The sequence below is a fragment of the Arthrobacter sp. Bi83 genome, from assembly GCF_918698095.1.
Lineage (GTDB): Bacteria > Actinomycetota > Actinomycetes > Actinomycetales > Micrococcaceae > Arthrobacter.
Genome location: NZ_CAKKLY010000008.1, coordinates 80,872 through 101,127, shown reverse-complemented (window position 1 = coordinate 101,127; position 20,256 = coordinate 80,872). Strand labels below are relative to the sequence as shown.

18 protein-coding genes and 1 rRNA gene are annotated in these 20,256 nt (G+C 66.3%); 14 read left to right on the top strand and 5 right to left on the bottom strand.

From position 1 onward, the window contains the following. Nucleotides 1-9: 9 nt before the first annotated feature. Nucleotides 10-126 (top strand): 5S ribosomal RNA (gene rrf / locus LQ144_RS06390). Between the two features lie 818 nt (nt 127-944). Here rrf and LQ144_RS06385 read toward each other — a convergent pair. After that, entirely contained in the window at nt 945-1,685 is a 741-nt protein-coding gene (locus LQ144_RS06385) for a hypothetical protein (protein WP_230117729.1), read from the bottom strand. Between LQ144_RS06385 and LQ144_RS06380 the strand changes: the two genes are divergently transcribed. The 12 genes from LQ144_RS06380 (at nt 1,674) to LQ144_RS06325 (ending at nt 13,805) form a co-directional block, all read left to right on the top strand. Beyond that, on the top strand, nt 1,674-2,618 hold the full coding sequence (locus LQ144_RS06380) for a hypothetical protein (RefSeq protein ID WP_230117728.1): 945 nt from the start codon (nt 1,674-1,676) through the stop codon (nt 2,616-2,618). The two genes, LQ144_RS06385 and LQ144_RS06380, sit on opposite strands and share 12 nt — an antisense overlap. Nucleotides 2,619-2,624: 6 nt before the next feature. After that, nucleotides 2,625-3,614 carry an HAD-IIA family hydrolase gene (locus LQ144_RS06375; protein ID WP_230117727.1) on the top strand — a complete coding sequence of 330 codons (990 nt, stop codon included), beginning with the start codon at nt 2,625-2,627 and terminating at the stop codon, nt 3,612-3,614. A gap of 9 nt (nt 3,615-3,623) precedes the next feature. Beyond that, entirely contained in the window at nt 3,624-3,881 is a 258-nt protein-coding gene (locus LQ144_RS06370; protein ID WP_230117726.1) for a hypothetical protein, read from the top strand. Nucleotide 3,882: 1 nt separating this feature from the next. Then, on the top strand, nt 3,883-4,695 hold the full coding sequence (locus LQ144_RS06365) for a TlyA family RNA methyltransferase (protein ID WP_230117725.1): 813 nt from the start codon (nt 3,883-3,885) through the stop codon (nt 4,693-4,695). 12 nt (nt 4,696-4,707) lie between these two features. Next, nucleotides 4,708-5,763, top strand: a complete 1,056-nt coding sequence (locus LQ144_RS06360) for an NAD kinase (RefSeq protein WP_230117724.1) — start codon at nt 4,708-4,710, stop codon at nt 5,761-5,763. Nucleotides 5,764-5,766: 3 nt separating this feature from the next. Beyond that, nucleotides 5,767-7,506 carry a DNA repair protein RecN gene (recN, locus tag LQ144_RS06355; RefSeq protein ID WP_230117723.1) on the top strand — a complete coding sequence of 580 codons (1,740 nt, stop codon included), beginning with the start codon at nt 5,767-5,769 and terminating at the stop codon, nt 7,504-7,506. A gap of 117 nt (nt 7,507-7,623) precedes the next feature. Then, nucleotides 7,624-9,453: a CTP synthase gene (locus tag LQ144_RS06350; RefSeq protein ID WP_230117722.1), complete on the top strand. Its 1,830-nt coding sequence runs from the start codon at nt 7,624-7,626 to the stop codon at nt 9,451-9,453. A 30-nt stretch (nt 9,454-9,483) separates the two neighbouring features. Continuing rightward, on the top strand, nt 9,484-10,146 hold the full coding sequence (locus tag LQ144_RS06345; RefSeq protein WP_230117721.1) for an NUDIX hydrolase: 663 nt from the start codon (nt 9,484-9,486) through the stop codon (nt 10,144-10,146). Next, nucleotides 10,146-11,147: a site-specific tyrosine recombinase XerD gene (gene xerD / locus LQ144_RS06340; RefSeq protein WP_290369724.1), complete on the top strand. Its 1,002-nt coding sequence runs from the start codon at nt 10,146-10,148 to the stop codon at nt 11,145-11,147. Before LQ144_RS06345 ends, xerD begins: the two co-directional genes overlap by 1 nt. 69 nt (nt 11,148-11,216) lie before the next feature. Continuing rightward, nucleotides 11,217-11,705 carry an 8-oxo-dGTP diphosphatase gene (locus LQ144_RS06335; RefSeq protein ID WP_230117720.1) on the top strand — a complete coding sequence of 163 codons (489 nt, stop codon included), beginning with the start codon at nt 11,217-11,219 and terminating at the stop codon, nt 11,703-11,705. Between the two features lie 74 nt (nt 11,706-11,779). After that, on the top strand, nt 11,780-12,289 hold the full coding sequence (locus tag LQ144_RS06330) for a sigma-70 family RNA polymerase sigma factor (RefSeq protein ID WP_230117719.1): 510 nt from the start codon (nt 11,780-11,782) through the stop codon (nt 12,287-12,289). A 1-nt stretch (nt 12,290) separates the two neighbouring features. After that, nucleotides 12,291-13,805 carry a hypothetical protein gene (locus LQ144_RS06325; protein ID WP_230117718.1) on the top strand — a complete coding sequence of 505 codons (1,515 nt, stop codon included), beginning with the start codon at nt 12,291-12,293 and terminating at the stop codon, nt 13,803-13,805. A gap of 79 nt (nt 13,806-13,884) precedes the next feature. On the opposite strand, the gene LQ144_RS06320 is transcribed toward LQ144_RS06325, so the two are convergent. The 4 genes from LQ144_RS06320 to LQ144_RS06305 form a co-directional block, all read right to left on the bottom strand. After that, nucleotides 13,885-15,024, bottom strand: coding sequence for a bifunctional 2-methylcitrate synthase/citrate synthase (locus LQ144_RS06320; protein ID WP_230117717.1), 1,140 nt, complete (start codon nt 15,022-15,024; stop codon nt 13,885-13,887). A gap of 72 nt (nt 15,025-15,096) precedes the next feature. Further along, a complete protein-coding gene (prpB, locus tag LQ144_RS06315; protein ID WP_230117716.1) occupies nt 15,097-16,002 on the bottom strand; it encodes a methylisocitrate lyase in 906 nt (301 codons plus the stop codon). Continuing rightward, on the bottom strand, nt 16,003-17,523 hold the full coding sequence (locus tag LQ144_RS06310; RefSeq protein WP_230117715.1) for an MmgE/PrpD family protein: 1,521 nt from the start codon (nt 17,521-17,523) through the stop codon (nt 16,003-16,005). 12 nt (nt 17,524-17,535) lie between these two features. Continuing rightward, nucleotides 17,536-18,177, bottom strand: coding sequence for a GntR family transcriptional regulator (locus LQ144_RS06305; RefSeq protein ID WP_230117714.1), 642 nt, complete (start codon nt 18,175-18,177; stop codon nt 17,536-17,538). Nucleotides 18,178-18,348: 171 nt separating this feature from the next. On the opposite strand from LQ144_RS06305, the gene LQ144_RS06300 reads away from it, so the two are divergent. After that, a complete protein-coding gene (locus LQ144_RS06300; RefSeq protein ID WP_230117713.1) occupies nt 18,349-20,256 on the top strand; it encodes an AMP-binding protein in 1,908 nt (635 codons plus the stop codon).

Below are 20,256 nucleotides of genomic sequence, written 5' to 3'. Positions count from 1 at the left end.
TACAAGGGTTACGGCGGTCATAGCGTGGGGGAAACGCCCGGTCCCATTCCGAACCCGGAAGCTAAGACCCACAGCGCCGATGGTACTGCACCCGGGAGGGTGTGGGAGAGTAGGTCACCGCCGGACACTATTTACGGCCAAGGCCCCGACAGCAAATGTCGGGGCCTTCGCTCTTTAACCCGGAAACCAACCACACCACACCCACGCCCCTCACTTCCTGCGCCTTCCTGGGCAACGCCCTCTCACTTTCTGCACCGAAACCCGGCACGCCCTCTCACTTCCTGCAGCTTCCTGGGCAACGCTCTCTCACCCCACCAAGGTCGGCCCGGGCACCCAGGCAAGCACGCCGCCGTCGTACCCGCAGGAAGTGAGGGGAGCGTCGGTGACTTTCCCCCAGGAAGTGAGGGGAGCGTCCGTAATTCTCCCCGCAGGAAGTGAGAGAGCGTCGTTGACTTTACCGTGGGAAGTGAGAGAGCGTCCGTAATTCTCCCCGCAGGAAGTGAGAGAGCGTCGTTGACTTTACCGTGGGAAGTGAGAGAGCGTCGGTGGCTAGACGATGAACCGTCTCTCACTTCCTGCGCCGACGCCGTTGGGGTCCACCAGGAACCTGGTTGTGAGCATTCCCACGAAGCTCCTTCTGGCGGCTTTCCCGTTAGTCGTCCCGCGGGCTCTCGCCTAGAATTGCATGAGGTATGCGAGCTTCGTGGTGCTTTACCTCGGGTTGCGCACGGACAAGAAAACAAGGATAAGAGCGGCTGCGCATTGCGCCAGTGGTCGGCTCACTACAGGAGGAATCCACCATGGCTGAGCACAACGGCGGCAATCGCGGCGGACAAGACCGCCGACACTCCGGAGGTGACCGCGGCTCCAACGGCGGATCATTCCGTGGCACCAACAACTCCGGTGGAGATCCGCGCGGATTCCGCGCCCAGGACGGGCGGGGCTCAGATGGCCCCCGCCGTCCCGACGGCGATCGTGAGCGTAAGCCGTTCGGTGATCGTCCGCGCCGTGAAGGTGAGGGTGAGCGTAAGCCGTTCGGTGATCGTCCGCGCCGTGAGGGCGAGGGTGAGCGTAAGCCGTTTGGTGACCGTGACCGTAAGCCGTTTGGTGACCGTGACCGTAAGCCGTTCGGTGATCGTCCGCGCCGTGAAGGTGAGGGTGAGCGTAAGCCGTTTGGTGACCGTGACCGTAAGCCGTTCGGTGATCGTCCGCGCCGTGAAGGTGAGGGTGAGCGTAAGCCGTTCGGTGACCGTGAGCGTAAGCCGTTTGGTGACCGTGACCGTAAGCCGTTCGGTGACCGTCCGCGCCGTGAAGGCGAAGGCGACCGCCGCAGTTTCGGTGACCGTGACCGTAAGCCGTTCGGTGACCGTCCGCGCCGTGAAGGCGAAGGCGACCGCCGCAGCTTTGGCGGCGGCGACAACCGCAAGCCGTTCGGCGACAGGCAGGACAGGGCACCGCGCAGCTTTGACCGAGGCGACTCCGGCCCGCGCCAGTTCGGCCGCGACAGGGACGAAGATCGCCCGGTCCGTGTCCCCAACGCCCGGGACCTGCGCAGCGCCAACCGCCCGGACCGTGAGCGTTCTCCCGAGATCGACGAGGATGTCACGGGCAAGGAGCTGGACCGCGCCACACAGCACCAGATCAAGACCCTTGAAGCCAAGAGCGCTGAATGGGTGGCCCGCCACCTTGTGATGGCCGGTCGCCTCATCGACGAAGAGCCCGAGCTCGCCTTCCAGCACGCCTTGGCCGCCAGCCGGCGCGGCGGGCGCCTCGCGGCTGTCCGCGAAGCCGTGGGCCTGACGGCCTACGCCGCCGGACACTACGGCGAAGCTCTGCGTGAGTTCCGGACCTACCGCAGGATCAGCGGCTCCAACGTGCACCTGCCAGTCATGGCGGATTGCGAACGTGGCCTCGGGCGGCCCGACCGTGCCTTGGACGTTGTCCGCTCGGAGGAAGCCCAGGACCTGGACGCACCGGGCAAGGTGGAGCTGGCCATAGTCGCCTCCGGTGCCCGCTCGGACCTCGGACAGCTTGATGCTGCCGTCGCCGAGCTGGAGATCCCGCAACTGGACATCAATCGTGCCTTCTCCTACAGCCCGCGGCTGTTCCGGGCCTATGCAGATGCCCTGGGCGCCGCCGGACGTGGAGCCGAGGCCGGGAAGTGGCAACGCCAGGCCACGGTCGCCGAGGATGCCCTGGGCACCGGAATATCCGAGGAACCAGACATCATCGACCTCGGCTGGGACGAGGAAGAGGAGGCACGCGAGGAAGCCGAACGCCGGCGGCTGATAACCCAGGCGGCCGCAGACGCGGCTCCCGAGCAGGCACGCCCTTCTTCCGCGCAGCAGGCTGCCGAGGCCAGCCCGGAGGCCGGTGCCGCCGGCTCCGCGGCCGATCAGTCGTCAGCGATTGACAACGTTGACGACGCCGGCTCCGACTACTTTGAGTCCGATGACGCCGAGTCCGACGCCGACTCCGCTGAGACGGACGACGCCGAGGAAATGGAGTCAGAGAACGCCGGTGACGCCCACGCCGGTGACGCCCAGACCGGTGACATCCAGCCTGAAGAATACGAATCGGACCACGAGGACCGCAGGCCCGAAGGTTCGGAGGACTAGGCACGAATGGATGACACACACCTGATTTCGCGGTTCGACGCACTGCTCTCCGATCTGGACGGTGTGGTCTACGCAGGCCCCCATGCCATCCCGGGAGCGGTGGAATCGCTGCGGCGACTGGATGGCGTCGGCGTCGGCCTTGGTTACGTGACCAACAACGCCTCCCGGACGCCGGCGCAGGTCGCTGCCCACCTGCGTGAACTCGGCGCCCCCGCCGAAGACCACCAGGTGGTGAGTTCCTCGCAGGCTGCAGCCGAGCTGCTGGCATCATTGGTTCCGGCCGGATCCGCCATCCTGATCACCGGCAGCCCGGCCCTTGCCCACGAAATCGCGCTCGTGGGCCTCAAACCCGTGCATAGCGCCGAGGGCAACCCTGTGGCCGTGGTGCAGGGCTTCAACCCGGAAATCGGGTGGAAGGACTTGGCGGAAGCTGCGTACGTCGTGGCCGGCGGGGCATTGTGGGTGGCCACCAACACGGACATGTCCATTCCCCAGGCCCGCGGAATGGCGCCCGGTAACGGCACCCTCGTTGCCGCCGTCACGGCGGCAACGCGCCAGGCGCCGCGTGTCGCAGGCAAGCCCGAAGCTCCGCTGTTCCACGCTGCGGCCAAGCGCCTCGGGGCGGAGCGGCCGCTCGTGGTGGGCGACCGGCTGGATACCGACATCCTGGGCGGCAACAGAGCCGGCTTCGCCACAGTGGCCGTCCTGACCGGCGTCGACACCCGGGAATCGATCCTGGCGGCGCGCACGGACGAACGGCCCGCCTTCGTCATCCAGGACCTGACCGGGCTGTACCAGCCGTATCCCGCGGTGGAGAATGACGGCGGCGCGTTCCGCTGCGGTGATTCGACTGCCTCAGTAGTCGGAGAGAGTGTACGCATCAGCGGCAACAAGGAAAGCCTCGATTCGTGGCGTGCAGCCTGTGCCGCCTGGTGGGAGGCGCACCCGAACGCTGCAGAGGCCACAGCTCCCGTGCTTGAATGGCTCGGTCAATAGACTGGTGCCATGACAGAGCTGAATCCTGACTCGCACGTCGAGGCTGCCTCGTTGGTGTCCTGGCCTGAACCGCCGCCCGCCGATTCTGGCGCGGGTGGATCCGAGGGCATCTCTGTTGTCGACGGCACGGTCCACGAGATCCTGGACCAGGTGCGGGAGATCCCCGGATTGCCCGTTTCCGAGCATCCTGCGGCCTACACAGCGATGCACGACGCCTTGCTCGAAGCGCTGAACGATGACACTCCGTCCGGGGCCGGCGCCGCCTGACATGATCAGACTCGACCAGATGCTCGTCAGCCGCGGCCTTGCGCGGTCGCGCACGCATGCGGCGCGGCTCATCGCCGAGGGCAAGGTGTCTTCTGCCGGCGACGTGCTGGCGAAGGCGTCGCTCCAAGTGCCGGACGACCGTGAGCTCACGGTGGCGGAAGATGCCACCGACACCTACGTCAGCCGGGCCGGCCACAAGCTGGCCGGCGCGCTGGACGCGTTTCCCGCCGTCGTTGTCGGGGGCAAAAGGTGCCTTGACGCCGGTGCCTCCACGGGCGGCTTTACCGACGTCCTGCTGCGGCGGGGCGCCGCCCATGTGGTGGCGGTCGACGTCGGGCACGGCCAGTTGGTGCCTCAGCTCCGCAGCGATCCTCGGGTGAGCGTCTATGAGGGACTGAACGTCCGCTATATGGACCCGGACCACATCGGCGGCACCGTTGAGCTGACGGTGGCGGACCTGTCCTTCATTTCGCTGACACTGGTCCTGGCGCCGCTGGCGGCGTGCACCGGCCCGGGCGGTGACCTGGTGCTCATGGTCAAGCCTCAGTTCGAGATCGGCAAGGACCGGCTGGGACGCACCGGCGTGGTCACCTCAGAGCGCGAACGCCGGATGGCTGTCGGTAAAGTGGCGAGTGCTGCCATCGACGCAGGCCTGGAACTGCGCGGACTGGCCACGAGTCCGCTGCCCGGGCAGGACGGAAATGTCGAATACTTCCTGTGGATAAAACGAAGAATTGCCGAAGACTTGCCTAAGATCGAAGAGCGGGACGCAGCAGTGGCTGCGTTGCTCGGAAATATCTGGCCGAACCACTAGAGAGCGGAACCGATGAGCAGGCGTGTACTGGTACTTGCCCATACCGGCCGCGAAGAATCCCTGAAGGCTGCCTGGGAAGCGTGCGCCCAGCTGCACGCTTCCGGCATTGTCCCGGTGATGCAAAAGTCAGAACTGGGCGACATGGAGGGTTTCTTCGGGCGGCTGGAGCAGCCTGTCGAGGTCCTGCACGACCACGTCCAACTGCCCGACGTCGAGCTCGTCATGGTGCTCGGCGGTGACGGCACCATCCTTCGCGCCGCGGAACTGGTCCGCGAAGTGGACGTTCCCCTGCTCGGCGTGAACCTGGGCCACGTCGGCTTCCTGGCCGAAAGCGAGAGGGCGGACCTCACGCAGACCGTCGAATGGATCGCCAGCCGCGATTACACGGTGGAGGAGCGGATGACCATCGACGTCCAGGTCTGGGTGCGCGGTCAGAAAATCTGGCACACGTGGGCCCTCAACGAGGCGGCCATCGAAAAAGGGAACCGGGAACGGATGCTCGAGGTGGTCACCGAAGTGGACGAGCGTCCGCTGACGTCCTTTGGCTGCGACGGCGTGGTACTCGCCACGCCCACGGGGTCCACGGCCTACGCCTTTTCTGCCGGCGGCCCGGTCGTGTGGCCTGAAGTCGAAGCCCTGGTGATCGTCCCCATCAGCGCCCATGCATTGTTCGCCAAGCCACTGGTGGTCTCGCCCCGGTCACGGCTGGCTGTGGAGGTCCTGAACCGGACGGACGCCCAGGGCGTGCTGTGGTGCGACGGCCGCCGCTCGGTTGACCTTCCGCCCGGCGCCCGTGTTGAGGTCACCAAGTCAGCTACTCCCGTCCGCTTGGCGCGCACCCACCAGACGCCGTTTTCGGGGCGGCTCGTCCGCAAGTTCCAACTGCCGATTCACGGCTGGCGCGGCCCCGTGCCGCAGTCCGAGGAGGTGCACACCGGCCCGGTGCCGATCGTGCGCACGCCCCGGCCCATGGCGCCCCTGTCCGCGCCAAGCCTTGACGGCCTGCCTCGGGCCGCGCAGCCTTTCGCCGGGCCTGATGAAGATTCCGATCCTCCGACGGGGAAGTGATCCATGCTTGAAGAACTGAGAATCCGCGACCTGGGCGTCATCACCGACGCCACGCTGCCGCTGGGCCCCGGACTGAGCGTTGTCACCGGCGAGACCGGCGCCGGCAAGACCATGGTGGTTACCGCCGTCGGGCTGTTGCTCGGTGCCCGGTCCGACGCCGGTGCCGTCCGCAGCGGCGCCAAGAGCGCCTCCGCGGAAGCCGTGGTCAGGCTCGACACCGGGCATTTTGCCTTGGGACGCGCCCGGGACGCCGGCGCCGAGATCGAGGAGTTCGACGGCGGGGCGGAACTGCTGCTGTCACGGCGCCTGGGGGCGGACGGACGCAGCCGTGCGTTCCTTGGCGGTCGGTCTGCCCCCGTGGGCGTGCTCGCCGAAATCGGCGAATCGCTTGTGGTGGTGCACGGACAGTCCGACCAGATCAGGCTGAAGAGCGCGACCGCCCAGCGCGAAGCACTGGACAAGTTCGCGGGGGAGAACCTGGCCGCAACCCTGGGCGGCTTCCAGGAACTCTACGGCTCATGGAAGTCCAGCCAGGCCGAGCTGGAAGCGCTCCGCAGCGCAGCGCGGGACCGGCTCCGCGAGGCCGAGTCGCTCGAGATTTCGCTGGCGGAAATCGACGCCGTTGACCCCCAGCCGGGCGAAGACGACACCCTCAAGGCCGAGGCCGTGAAGCTGGCCAACGTCGAGGAACTCCGCATCGCGGCCACCACCGCACACCAGGCACTCATCGCCGAGGACTTCGGCGACACCGGCGACGCCACGACCCTCGTGGATGCGGCAAAGCGGACGCTGGAGAACGTATCGGAGCATGACGAAGAGCTTGGCGCGGCCGCCGCGCGCCTCGCGGAGGTGGGCTTCCTGCTCAACGACATCGCCACGGAGCTTGCCAGCTATCAGGCCGGCCTGGATTCGGAAGGCCCGGAGCGGCTGGCCGAGATCGAAGACCGCCGTGCCGCACTGGCAAAACTTGTCCGCAAGTACGCGCCGAGCATCGATGAAGTCCTCGTCTGGGCGGAAAACGCCCGCGTCCGCTTCGATGAACTGCAGGACGACTCCACCCGGATCGAGGCCCTTGACGCCGAAGTGGCACGGGCGGAGGCGGAACTCACAAAACGGGCCGCTGCGATCAGCAAAATTCGGGCCAAGGCGGCCAAGGAGCTCTCGGCCAGGGTCAGCGCTGAGCTGAAGGCCCTCGCCATGGCGGATGCCACCCTGGTCATCAACCTCGAGGCCGCTGGCCAGTTGGGCCCCTACGGCGCGGACGAGATTTCCTTCCTGCTGCGGCCGCACTCGGGGGCTCCCGCGCGGCCGCTGGGCAAGGGCGCCTCCGGCGGTGAGCTTTCCCGGGTCATGCTCGCCATCGAGGTGGTGCTGGCAGCCGTTGATCCTGTCCCCACCTTCGTGTTCGACGAAGTGGATGCGGGTGTGGGCGGCCGCGCCGCCGTCGAAATCGGGCGCCGGCTGGCCATGCTGGCCCGCCACGTCCAGGTGCTCGTGGTCACCCACCTGCCGCAGGTGGCCGCCTTCGCGGACCAGCACATCCGGGTCACCAAGACCTCCGTGCGGGGCTCCGACGGCGGCACCGCCACCGGGTTCACCTCCAGTGACGTCCAACTGCTGGACGAGCCCGAGCGGGTCAGGGAACTGGCACGGATGCTCGCCGGCCAGGAGGACTCCGAAACCGCGCAGGCGCATGCGCAGGAGCTGCTGGACGATGCCAAGCTGCTGCCCCAACGGGCCTGAGCCGCAGGTGCCCTTGCCCGGAGGGCCCTTGCCCACACTGCCCTTGCCCCCAGCGCCCGGACACGGAAGACTGAGGCATTTGGGGACGCGTTACCCGATCCGTGGAAGGCTCAATTGATGATAGGCTCGAATTCCGTGGTGCAGCGATCAAATTCCCGTGTAAATTCCCGGTTCCCGGGCTCGTCCAAGACGACCAAACACATCTTCGTCACCGGTGGTGTGGCGTCCTCGCTAGGCAAGGGACTGACGGCTTCGAGCCTCGGCCACCTGCTGCGGGCACGCGGTTTGTCTGTAACTATGCAGAAGCTCGATCCCTATCTGAACGTGGATCCGGGCACGATGAACCCCTTCCAGCACGGCGAGGTCTTCGTCACAGACGATGGCGCCGAAACCGACCTCGACGTCGGCCACTACGAGCGCTTCCTCGATGAAAACCTCGAAGGCTCGGCCAACGTCACCACCGGCCAGGTGTACTCCACGGTCATCGCCAAGGAACGCCGCGGCGAGTACCTGGGTGACACCGTCCAGGTCATCCCTCACATCACCGATGAAATCAAGCGCCGGATGCGCCTGCCGGCCGAGGGCAAGAACGCCCCCGACGTCATCATCACCGAGATCGGCGGCACGGTAGGCGACATCGAGTCGCAGCCTTTCCTTGAGTCCGCCCGCCAGGTCCGCCAGGACATCGGCCGCGGAAATGTCTTTTTCCTGCACGTTTCCCTCGTGCCGTACATCGGCCCGTCGCAGGAACTGAAGACCAAGCCAACGCAGCACTCCGTTGCGGCGCTGCGCTCCATCGGTATTCAGCCGGAGGCGATCGTGATCCGTTCGGACCGCGAAGTCCCGCAGCCGATGCGCGACAAGATCGGCCGCATGTGCGACGTCGACATCGACGCCGTCATCGGCTGCCCGGATGCCCCGAGCATCTACGACATCCCCAAGACGCTGCACTCCCAGGGACTGGACTCCTACATCGTCCGCGCCCTGGACCTGCCCTTCAAGGACGTGGACTGGACCAGCTGGGACAAGCTGCTGGAAGCCGTCCACAACCCCAAGCACGAGGTTGAAATTGCCCTCGTAGGTAAGTACATCGACCTGCCGGATGCCTACCTCTCCGTCACGGAGGCTTTGCGCGCCGGCGGCTTCGCCAATGACGCCAAGGTCAAGATCCGCTGGGTCCCGTCCGACGAATGCGAAACCCACGAAGGCGCCGTCAGGTCGCTGGACGGCGTGGACGCCATCTGCGTTCCCGGCGGCTTCGGCATCCGGGGCCTCGAGGGCAAGCTGGGCGCCCTGAAGTTCGCCCGGGAAACCCGGCTTCCGGTACTGGGCCTGTGCCTCGGCCTGCAGTGCATGGTCATCGAGTACGCCCGCAATGTGGTTGGCCTCGAAGGTGCTTCTTCGAGCGAATTCGAGCCGGACTCCAAGTACCCGGTGATCGCCACGATGGAAGAGCAGCTGGACATCGTCGAAGGCAAGGGAGACCTTGGCGGCACCATGCGCCTGGGCCTGTACGAAGCCAAGCTGGACGAAGGTTCGGTCATCGCGGAGACGTACGGCACCACAACCGTCAGCGAACGCCACCGCCACCGCTACGAGGTCAACAACAAGTACCGCGAGCAGATCGCCGCCCAGGGCCTCGTGTTCTCCGGAACATCCCCGGACGGGAAGCTCGTCGAGTACGTGGAACTGCCCCGCGAAGTACACCCGTACTATGTCGCCACGCAGGCCCACCCCGAACTGAGCTCGCGCCCCACCCGGCCGCACCCGCTCTTCGCCGGACTGGTCAAGGCTGCGCTGGAACACCAGAGCGGCAGCGCCGACAACGGCGCCCTGGCCTCTGCAGCTCGGATCTCCGAGACCCCTGCGGGCGTGACGGGCACGGACGTGACGGGGACGAAAGCAACGGGGACGGCAGCAACAGCCCGCAAAGTAACCGCAAAGTAGACCAGAGCACCAACGACGGAGGACGGCGCGATGCCCGGTAATTCTGAAAACACTCCTGCTGCACGGCAGGTTTCGGATGCGCCGAGCCCGCGCCGTCTGCTGTCCACCGAGAAGGTCTACGAGGGCCGGATCTGGGACGTCGTCAGCGACAGCTTCAAGCTCACCGACGAGGGCGACCCCCTGGTCCGCGATTACATCGACCACCCCGGGGCAGTGGCCGTGCTTCCCATGAATGACGCCGGCGAGGTGCTGCTGATCAAGCAGTACCGGCACCCGGTGGGAATGGACCTCTGGGAGATCCCGGCGGGCCTGCTGGACGTGGAGGGTGAGGACTTCGTGGTGGGAGCCGCCCGGGAGCTCGCCGAAGAGGCGGACCTCGTGGCCAGCACCTGGAACGTCCTGGTGGATTTCTTCAACTCACCCGGATCCTCTAGCGAGGCGATCCGCATCTACCTCGCCCGCGGGCTCACCGAAGTGCCGGACCACGAACTTCACGTGCGCACGGATGAAGAGGCAGAAATCGAACTGCACTGGATTCCGCTCGAGGAAGCGGTGGCAGCGGTGCTGGAAGGGCGCCTGCACAACCCGTCCGCCGTCGTCGGAATCCTTGCCGCCGCAACAGCGAAGGCAGACGGCTTCGGCGATCTGCGGCCGGCCAACGCGCCCTGGCCGGCCCATCCCAGCCAGCGCTGATGACAGCAGTCACGGCAGCAGCTGAGGCTTCGCCGGCCCCGGGCCGCCCGAGCCAGGATCGTCCGCGGACGGCGATCGACCGCGCCGTGACCGACTACCTCCAGCACATGGGTGTGGAGCGCGGCCTCGCTGCCAACACCCTGTCCGCCTACCGCCGCGATCTTGCCCGCTACTCCAACTTCTTGGCCGCAGAAGGCATTAACCGCCCCGGCGACGTCACTCGCCACCATGTGACGGGCTTCGCGCAGGCATTGTCTGACGGTTCCGACGGCGGGACGCCCCTGGGCGTACGCTCGGCGGCCCGCACCGTGGTCGCCGTCCGGGGACTGCACAAGTTCTGGGCGCTGGAAGGAACGACGACGGCGGATCCGGCCAGCGACGTCCACCCGCCAATGCCCGGGAAGAGGCTGCCCAAGGCCATCACCGTGGATGAAGTCACCAGGATTCTTGAAGCCGCCGGGACCGACACCGCCACCGGGCTGCGGGACCGGGCACTGCTTGAATTCCTCTATTCCACCGGTGCCCGCATCAGCGAGGCCGTGGGACTGGATGTGGACGACGTCTCCCTGCAGCCTGCCGAGGCCGGACCGGCGATCGTGCGGCTGTTCGGCAAGGGTTCCAAGGAGCGCCTGGTTCCGCTCGGATCGTATGGGGCCAGGGCACTCGACGCCTACCTTGTCCGGGGCCGCACCCTGCTGGCAGCGAAAGGCAAGGGCACGCCGGCGCTCTTCCTCAACGCCAGGGGTGGGCGCATCAGCAGGCAGAGCGCCTGGACCATCCTGAAGGCTGCCGCGGAGAAGGCGAACATCACCAAGGACGTCTCGCCGCACACCCTTCGCCACTCGTTCGCCACGCATCTGCTCGAAGGCGGAGCGGATGTCAGGGTGGTCCAGGAACTTCTGGGCCACGCGTCCGTGACCACCACACAGGTGTACACCCTCGTGACGGCAGACACGCTCCGCGAAATCTATGCCGCGGCCCACCCGAGGGCTTTGGGCTAGGCGTAGGGCCGCACGCAGCATCCCGACGTGACGCCCAGGACCGGACCGGGCGAGGGCTACTGTTTATCCATGACGTCGACACCCGTAACCCTCTGTTTCATGCTTCGCGACGGTGCGGCGGGCCCGGAGGTCCTGCTGGGTCTTAAGAAGACCGGGTTCGGGATAGGGAAGATCGTGGGCCTGGGCGGCCATGTGGAGGAGGGCGAAACCGACGCGCAGGCGGCCTGCCGTGAGGTCCACGAGGAAGCCGGAATGGTGGTCCTGGAGGAAGACCTTCGCGACGCCGGGCTGATCGAATTCGTCTTTCCCGCCCGGCCGGAATGGAACATGTCCACCCGCTTGTTTACCGCGCGCCGATGGATCGGCGACCCCGTGGAGAGTGAAGAAATTATTCCGGAATGGTTTCTTGTCTCCGCGCTTCCCCTGGAGCGCATGTGGCAGGACGCCGAGCACTGGCTCCCCGCCGCGCTGGGTGGCGAAGCGGTGGCTGCGGTCATCACCCTGAACGATGACAACCAGACTGTGGCCTCCGCTGAATATTCTTCGCGGGGTGTGTAACAGCCGGCCCCGGAGCGGAAACAATACGGTTAGCCTGCCAAGCAGGACACTACTTCATTCGTTTTGGGGGATGCGTGGAATCGGAACGCGAACTGGCGTTCGTCGCCGTTCACAGGGAAAGCTATCCGCGGGTTTACAGATTCGTCCGGCGGCGCGTGGAGTCGGCAGAGCTTGCTGAAGAGCTCGCAGCAGACGTCTTCCGTGTTGTCTGGCAGAAATGGGGTGACGAGCCCCGGACAGACATCGCGTGGCTGTTGACGGTGGCGCGGAATCTGATTGGAAACGCGTACCGCAGCCGTGACAGGCTGCTGGCGCTGCAGGAGAAGCTCCGGGCAGCGGCGGAGCTGCGCTCCGGCGGGGAGTCCGGGGACCTCGTGGTCCAGGACGCGATGGCCGCCCTGCGTGAGAGTGAGCGCGACATCCTCCAACTGGCCTACTGGGACGAGCTGAGCATGGCGGAGATTGCGGGCGTGCTTCAGTGCAGCGAATCCGCCGCGAGGGTACGTCTGCACCGCGCGCGGGCCGCCTTCCGCAAGCAAATGCCGGTGGCAGCCGGATCGATCACGCAGAAGATGGGGGCATGACATGGATCCGATCCAGAATCTGATTTCCGGGACCGACCCGCTCCGTCACGACCCGGCAGAGGTGCCCGACGCTGACGCGGCCCTGCGCAGAGTGCTTGCAGGGGCGCCCATGTTCAGCGACAGCCTGCCGGTCGACGTGGTGAGGTTCGAGGACCGGAAAAGGCGCCGGGCGCGCCTGGCCGGCGTGCTTACATTGACCGCTGCAGCGGTGACGGCCGGCATCCTGGTGGCAACGAACCTCGGGACCCTGACCTCGGCGCCCGCTCCCGCTGGCCCCGTTGCGCCCACCGTGTCTGAAACCACGGCAGCAGCAACAGCGAAGCCGACGGCAACACGGACCACCCCTGCAACTACGACGGCGACCGAGACGCCTCCGCCGAAGCCGGTCCCGGCGCCAGTTGCTTGGACCACCTTTACGGACGCCACCGGCCAGGCAACCTTCGAACACCCCGCCGGCTGGAGCGTGTCAGAGGCCCCGCACACAATCGACGGGGGTTCCTACAACACAGTCGAAGTGAAGAATGCCGCCGGCAAGACCAAGGCCACCCTGCGGTTGCTCTATGACTCAGCGGGTGGTCCAGCGTGCCCGGACCCGAAGCCATACCAGACCCTCGACTCGGTGGTCGTGGACATCCCGCAGAAAGCCGGGAAGCGCCAGGATTCCGCCCAAGGTCCGTCCGCCTTTGTCTTCCGCGTCATAGAGGGAGACAAGGTCTACGGCTCGCTGGCACTTGCCGACGAGGACCTGGCTCCGCAAACGACCACGTGTGGCTTGTACAACGGTATCCTGGGCCCGGAAAACGTTCCGATCCCGCAGTTTGGCGACACCACCTGGCTCATGGCCGACGGAAAAGACGCTCCGCTCACGTTTGATTCCCTTGCCGAGGCCAAGGCCTACATGGGGACGCAGGAGTACCAGGACGTCAAACGCATGCTGATCTCCCTTGCACTGCAGCCAGCCAAAACGGCCATCAGCCCACGCTTTGTCAGCCAGGACGGGAAGGCCAGCTTCGTTCTGCCGCAGGGCTGGACCGCGAAGGATGTCACTGTCGGAACGCCTGACTACCCGGGCTCGGGAATCCGGGTGACCGACGGGGCGGGCAAGACGGTGGCGGATTTCGTGCACGGTGCAGCCGGCGGCCTGGGCGGCGCCTGCACGGAGGGGACGCACAAGATAACTGAGCTTGATACGGCCTCGTCATCTCTGACAGCAGACTGGGCCGCACAGCGGGCAGTCCGGTTCTCCTACCGGGTGATGGACCAGACGTCCGACGGCAAGGGACTCAGCTACCAGGTGGGGCTGGTGGACAAGTCCAGCGGGCCAGTGCAGGACAACTGCCTGATGTACACAGTGGTCACGGGCACACCGCGGGGAATGTTGTCCTTCGCAGACCGGGCCGTCCAAAACGCCTCCGAACCACGGTTTGCCAGCGTGGCAGAGGCCAGGGCCTACATGGAGACACCCGAATACCTGAAACTGAAGGCAATGATCCGGAGCCTGCAGATCACGTCCTGAGGCCTGCTGAAACGACGCCGGGCCGGTCACCCGAAAAGGTGACCGGCCCGGCGTCGTACGCTCGGAAGGCGAATCGAAGCTACGGGACGTGCCGTTCCTCCGGGCCGTTGTAGGCGCTCAGGGGACGGATCAGCGAGTTGGAAGCGGCCTGTTCCATGATGTGGGCAGTCCAGCCGGTGATCCGGCTGGCAACGAACAGCGGCGTGAACATCTCTGTGTCGAAGCCCATCAGGTGGTAGGTGGGGCCGGCCGGGTAGTCCAGGTTCGGCTTGATGCCCTTGGCCTCATCCATCGCGGACTCGAGCCCGTTGTACAGCCCCAGCAGCTCGGGACGGCCGTAGTGCGCGATCATCTTGTCCAGGGCAGCCTTCATGGTGGGCACGCGGGAGTCGCCGTGCTTGTAGACGCGGTGCCCGAAGCCCATCACCTTCTTTTTCTGGGCCAGTGCGTCTTCCATCCAGGCCTTGGCCCTGGCCGCGGCCTCCTCAAGGGATTCCTCGGACCTGATGCCGATCTCGTCGAAGGTGTGCATGACGGCTTCGTTGGCACCGCCGTGCAGCGGACCTTTCAGTGCACCGATCGCGCCGGTCACCGCCGAGTGCAGATCAGCCAGGGTGGATGTAATGACGCGCGCCGTAAACGTGGAGGCGTTGAAGGAATGCTCGGCGTAGAGAATCATCGAGACGTTGAAGGCTTCAACGACCTCCGCCACGGCGTCCTCACCGAAGGCCATCCACAGGAAATTGGCGGAGTAGCCAAGGTCATCGCGGGGTTCCACGAGTTCCTGCCCGCGCCGGCGCCGCTGGTCATAGGCAACGACGGCGGGCATGGCCGCGAACAGGTCCACGGCCTTGGCCATGTTGGCCTCCCGGGAGGAGTCCTCGGCAAGTTCATGGCGCGCGCCCATCACGGAGGCAGCCGTCCGGCAAACATCCATGGGATGCGCCGTGACCGGCAAAGTGTCGACCACCTGCTTCACCACGGGATCCAAGGGGCGGCCGGCGCGCTCCCGGGCCGTGAACGCAGCCAGCTGCCCGGCATCCGGTAGCTCGCCGTTCCAGAGCAGGTACGCGACCTCCTCGAAGCTGCATCTTGCTGCGAGTTCCTGGACCGGATAGCCCCGGTACAGCAGCGAGTTCGTGTCCGAGTTGACCTTGGAGACGGCGGTGTAATCCACCACGACGCCGGCGAGGCCCTTTTTGATCTCTTCTTCAGCCATGCTGAACTCCTTCGTTCCTTGCGTCTGATTTACCGGCCGTCCGGGGCCGGTGGTCCGGGTGTGGGTTGCGCGTCAGTCGGTTCCGGGGATCCGGAAATTGAAGACGCCGGTGTCAAAGCGGTTGTAGGCCTCGTAGTCCACGAGGTCGTACAGCCGCGCGCGGGTCAGCATGCTTCCTACCTGTGCCTCCTGCGTTCCGTCGGCCCTGATCGATTCCAGCGTACGCTCCGCAGCGCCCATGGCACTACGGAGCAGGGTGACCGGATATATCACCATGTTCACGCCCACACCCTGCAGCTCGTCCACGGTGAACAGCGCGCTTTTCCCGAACTCGGTCATGTTGGCCAGGATCGGCACGTCCACGGCGTCGCGGATGGCACGGAATTCGCTCAGGTCCTTCATCGCTTCCGGGAAGATGGCGTCGGCGCCGGCCTCGACCAGGGCGCGGGCACGGTCCTTGGCGGCCTCCAGCCCGTCCACCGCCCGGATGTCCGTGCGGGCCATTATCAGGAAGTTCTCATCGCGCCGGGCGTCCGCAGCGGCCCGGATGCGCTTGGTGGCCGTATCCAGGTCCACCACGTTCTTGCCGTCCAGGTGGCCGCAGCGCTTGGGGTTGAACTGGTCCTCGATGTGGCAGCCGGCCAGGCCGGCGTTCTCCAGTTCCTGGACACTGCGGGCGACGTTCATGGGCTCACCGAACCCGGTGTCCGCGTCGACGATGGAGGGCAGGTCGGTCATGCGGGCGATCTGTCCCGCTCGGGTTGCCACTTCGGTGAGTGTGGTGAGGCCGATGTCGGGAAGTCCGAGGTCGTTGGCCAGGACGGCGCCGGAAATGTAGACGCCGGCGAAGCCTTTCTCCTCGATCAGCCGGGCGGAAAGGGGATTGAAGGCGCCTGGGAACTGCTGGACGGTCCCTGAAGCCAGCAGTTCACGGAAGCGGATCCGCTTCTGCTCCGGTGTGATCTTGGAGTACAGCATTTAGAACAGTCCCTTCGGTGCGGCCGAGAGGTCGATGACGCCGGGTGCGGCGGTAATGTTCAGCTGGTCAAGCTCGCCGGCGGCCAGCTGCGGAAGCCGGGCAGCGGCGTCGAGGAACCGCTCGATCTCCTCGTCCTCCACCAAACCGGCTGCGAGGGTGCGGAACTTGTTCACGTACTGCTTGCGGGCGAACGGCCGGGCGCCCAGTGGGTGCGCGTCCGCCACGGCGATCTCGTCGGTGATGACGGTGCCGTCGGCCAGCGTGATCTCCACGGAACCGCCGAATGCCTTCTCGTTGATGTCCAGGGAGTGGTACCGGCGGGTCCATTCGGGATCCTCCACCGTGGTGACCTTGTGCCACAGCTCCACGGTGTCGGGCCGGGCGGCGCGTTCGGGGGCGTAGGAGTCCACGTGGTGCCAGGCGCCGTCCTGCAGTGCAACGGTGAAGATGTAAGGAATGGAGTGGTCCAGCGTTTCGCGGCTGGCAGTGGGGCTGTACTTCTGCGGATCGTTCGCGCCGGAGCCGATCACGTAGTGCGTGTGGTGGCTGGTCTTGATCAGGACCGACTTCACGTTTGCGGGGTCGGTGACCTCGGGGTGTTCGCCGTGGAGTTTCCGGGCGAGGTCGATCCAGGCCTGGGCCTGGTATTCGGCGGAGTGCTCCTTGGTGTAGGTGTCCAGGATGGCCCGCTTGGCCTCACCGGCTTCGGGCAGCGGGACGCTGTAGGAGGCGTCCGGGCCGTCGAGCATCCAGGCGATGACGCCGTCTTCGCCTTCGTAGATCGGCACGGGGGAGGTCTGGCCACGCATGGCGCGGTCCGCGGATTCGACGGCCATCTTGCCGGCAAACGCGGGGGCGTGGGCCTTCCAGGTGGAGATCTCGCCCTTGCGCGACTGCCGCGTTGCCGTGGTGGTGTGCAGCGCCTGCCCCACTGACTGGAAGATGGTTTCGACGTCGAGCCCCAGCAACGTGCCGATGCCGGCAGCGGCGGACGGGCCGAGATGCGCCACGTGGTCGATCTTGTGCTTGTGCAGGCAGATGGCCTTGACCAGATTGACCTGGACCTCGTAGCCGGTCGCAATCCCGCGGATCAGGTCCGCTCCGTTGGAGCCCACGTGCTGGGCGACGGCGAGGATCGGCGGGATGTTGTCGCCGGGGTGGGAGTAGTCGGCAGCCAGGAAGGTGTCGTGGTAATCCAGCTCCCGGACAGCCACGCCGTTGGCCCACGCGGCCCATTCGGGGGAAACGCGCTCGCCGATGCCAAAGACCTTCGAGCCCTTGCCGTTGGTCGAGGGGCCATGGGTCAGGGCCTGTGCCCGCGCGGCGATGATCGGGGCGCGGTTCAGCGAGGCAATGGCTACAGAGGCGTTGTCGATGATGCGGTTGATCACCATGTCGGTGACGTCGTCCGTGACAGGCACGGGGTCGGCCGCCACCACGGCGATTTTATGGGCGAGCTGGTCTTCCCGGGGGAGGTTTTCCTCGCTTTTGTACACGCGGACGTGGTGTTCCTTGACCATGGGGGCTCCTTGTTATTGAGGTGTATGGGTGGCTTTGACGTGGGAGAGGCTGCGGTGCAGGTGCATGGTGGTGGCGGCCTGGGCAAGCCGCGGGTTGCCGGCTGCTATCGCCTCGGCGATGGCGGCGTGTTCGGCAGCGGCGGCTGTTAGCCGCGCGTAGTCGTCGGCGGCGAGCCGGCGGACCCGGACCAGGTGCACGCGCAGGCTCCGCATGGCCTGCGCCAGGTAGGAGTTGGAAATGGCGGCGTCGATCGCCGAATCGAGACGGGCCACGAGCTCGTAGTACTCGTGGCGGGCCGGATCAATGGCGCTAATGAGCGCGGGCGCTTCGAGAAGCTCGCGCTGCAGCTGCAGGAAAACGGCGGCATCACCTCGCTCTGCCGCCAGAGCGGCGGCCTTTCCTTCGAGCGTTTCGCGGAGTTCGAACAGTTCGTCGATGTCCTCCAGTGAGATGTCGGTGACGACGACGCCGCGGCCGCCGGCCGTCGTCGTGAGCCCTTCCGCGGTGAGGCGGCTCAGCGCTTCCCGCAGCGGTGTCCGCGAGACGCCGAGGCGTTCGGACTGCTCGACTTCAGGGAGGACGGTACCGGGGCGGAGGCGCCATTCGATGATGTCGTCGCGCAGTGCCGCATAGGCTCTGTCGCTGGCGCGCATCCGGCCTCCCTTCGTTGGTAGTCCTGTTGAGTGTATACATAAAACCCCATCCAGCCCAGTAATTTGGTGAAAATGGCAGAAGATCATCCGTTATGTATACACAGCCCTTGTTTGCGGACCTGTGTCGGGGATAGCATGGGCGCAACACAACGTAGTGGACAGGAACTCTTCATGGTCACCAACAGCTACCGCGACGCCTACGACCGCAGCCTCACCACGCCCGACAAATTCTGGCTGGAGGCCGCAGGGCGGGTGTCCTGGTCGCAGGCTCCGCACCAGGCCGTGGACAGCGCCCGTGCTCCGCTCTATAGCTGGTACCCGGACGGCGTCCTTAACACAGCCTTCAATGCGCTGGACCGGCACGTCCAGGCGGGCCGCGGAGACCAGGACGCACTGATCTACGACTCCGCCGTGCTTGGCGCCAAGCAACGGTACAGCTACGCGGAGCTCACCGATCTCGTGGCCAGGTTCGCCGGGGTCCTGAGGGCGCAGGGCGTGGGCAAGGGGGACCGGGTGGTGATCTACATGCCCATGATTCCCGAAGCAGCCATCGCCATGCTGGCAACCGCGCGTCTCGGTGCCATCCATTCCGTGGTGTTCGGCGGGTTCGCGCCCAAGGAACTGGCCGCGCGCATCTGCGACGCCGCCCCCATGGCCGTGGTAACCGCCTCCGGCGGAATCGAGCCGTCCCGCCGCGTGGAGTACCTGCCCGCAGTGGCGGAGGCCCTCGCGCTCGCAGGCGCGGAAGGCACCCGGGTCCTGGTCAAGGAACGGGACGGCTTCGCGGCTCAACGCGCCGACTTCGCTGGCTGGCTGGACTGGGACGAGCAAATGGCCGGGGCAGCAGCCGCTGCGCCGGTGGATGTCAGCGCCACGGATCCGCTCTACATCCTGTACACCTCAGGCACTACGGGAAGCCCCAAGGGAGTGGTCCGGGACAACGGCGGCCACGCAGTGGCCCTCGGCTGGACCATGGAAAACATTTACGACGTCGGGCCCGGTGACGTGATGTGGACGGCGTCCGACGTCGGCTGGGTCGTGGGACATTCCTACATTGTGTACGGCCCGCTCCTGGCCGGCGCCACAACCGTTCTGTACGAGGGCAAACCGGTGGGGACTCCCGATGCCGGCGCGTTCTGGCGGGTTATCGAGGACTACAAGGTCAATGTTCTCTTCACCGCGCCCACCGCCCTGCGTGCCATCCGCAAGGCGGATCCTGAGGCCGCGCTGCTGGCCCGCTACGACACCTCCAGCCTGAAGACCCTGTTCGCCGCCGGCGAGCGCCTGGACACCGACACCTATCACTGGGCTGCGCGTATCCTGGGGGTGCCTGTGGTGGACCACTGGTGGCAGACGGAAACGGGCTGGGCCATTTGCGCAAACCCGCGCGGACTGGACTCCCTCCCCATCAAGCCGGGCTCACCCACGGTGGCGATGCCAGGCTTCAACCTTGGCATCGTGGACAGTTCCGGCGCGGAAGTCGACGCCGGAACCGAAGGAAACATCGTGCTTAGGCTTCCGTTGCCCCCGGGCACCCTGACGACGCTGTGGGGCGACGACGACCGGTACATCTCGTCGTACCTCCAGGCATTCGAGGGCTGCTATGCCACCGGCGACTCGGGTTACCGCGACGGGGACGGGTATCTCTTCGTGATGGGGCGGACCGATGACGTCATCAACGTCGCCGGACACAGGCTGTCCACCGGCTCCATGGAGCAGGCCATCGGACAGCACCCTGCAGTGGCCGAATGCGCCGTCATCGGCGTCGCCGATCCGCTGAAGGGCCAGCGTGCCAGCGGATACGTGGTGCTGAAGTCGGGCGTGGACCTGTCGGTGCCGGTTCTCGAACGGGAGCTCATCGCGCTCGTCCGGCGGGAAATCGGGGCGGTGGCCGATTTCAAGAACGTCGCGGTGGTGGAGGCGCTGCCCAAGACCCGGTCGGGGAAGATCCTGCGCAAGACCATGCGGCAAATCGCCGACGGCGAGGAGTACGTTGTTCCCTCCACCATCGAGGACGCCGGGGTGCTGGACCAGCTGATGGCAGCCCTGCGGCCGGCGGACGCCAACGGCGCCGGTTGA

What these genes read in the sequence shown, in the direction of transcription:
- LQ144_RS06375 (WP_230117727.1), top strand. Translation starts at nt 2,625, where the DNA reads ATGGATGACACACACCTGATTTCGCGGTTCGACGCACTGCTCTCCGAT.
- LQ144_RS06370 (WP_230117726.1), top strand. Translation starts at nt 3,624, where the DNA reads ATGACAGAGCTGAATCCTGACTCGCACGTCGAGGCTGCCTCGTTGGTG.
- LQ144_RS06365 (WP_230117725.1), top strand. Translation starts at nt 3,883, where the DNA reads ATGATCAGACTCGACCAGATGCTCGTCAGCCGCGGCCTTGCGCGGTCG.
- LQ144_RS06360 (WP_230117724.1), top strand. Translation starts at nt 4,708, where the DNA reads ATGAGCAGGCGTGTACTGGTACTTGCCCATACCGGCCGCGAAGAATCC.
- recN (WP_230117723.1), top strand. Translation starts at nt 5,767, where the DNA reads ATGCTTGAAGAACTGAGAATCCGCGACCTGGGCGTCATCACCGACGCC.
- LQ144_RS06350 (WP_230117722.1), top strand. Translation starts at nt 7,624, where the DNA reads ATGATAGGCTCGAATTCCGTGGTGCAGCGATCAAATTCCCGTGTAAAT.
- LQ144_RS06345 (WP_230117721.1), top strand. Translation starts at nt 9,484, where the DNA reads ATGCCCGGTAATTCTGAAAACACTCCTGCTGCACGGCAGGTTTCGGAT.
- xerD (WP_290369724.1), top strand. Translation starts at nt 10,146, where the DNA reads ATGACAGCAGTCACGGCAGCAGCTGAGGCTTCGCCGGCCCCGGGCCGC.
- LQ144_RS06335 (WP_230117720.1), top strand. Translation starts at nt 11,217, where the DNA reads ATGACGTCGACACCCGTAACCCTCTGTTTCATGCTTCGCGACGGTGCG.
- LQ144_RS06325 (WP_230117718.1), top strand. Translation starts at nt 12,291, where the DNA reads ATGGATCCGATCCAGAATCTGATTTCCGGGACCGACCCGCTCCGTCAC.
- LQ144_RS06320 (WP_230117717.1), bottom strand. Translation starts at nt 15,024, where the DNA reads ATGGCTGAAGAAGAGATCAAAAAGGGCCTCGCCGGCGTCGTGGTGGAT.
- prpB (WP_230117716.1), bottom strand. Translation starts at nt 16,002, where the DNA reads ATGCTGTACTCCAAGATCACACCGGAGCAGAAGCGGATCCGCTTCCGT.
- LQ144_RS06310 (WP_230117715.1), bottom strand. Translation starts at nt 17,523, where the DNA reads ATGGTCAAGGAACACCACGTCCGCGTGTACAAAAGCGAGGAAAACCTC.
- LQ144_RS06305 (WP_230117714.1), bottom strand. Translation starts at nt 18,177, where the DNA reads ATGCGCGCCAGCGACAGAGCCTATGCGGCACTGCGCGACGACATCATC.
- LQ144_RS06300 (WP_230117713.1), top strand. Translation starts at nt 18,349, where the DNA reads ATGGTCACCAACAGCTACCGCGACGCCTACGACCGCAGCCTCACCACG.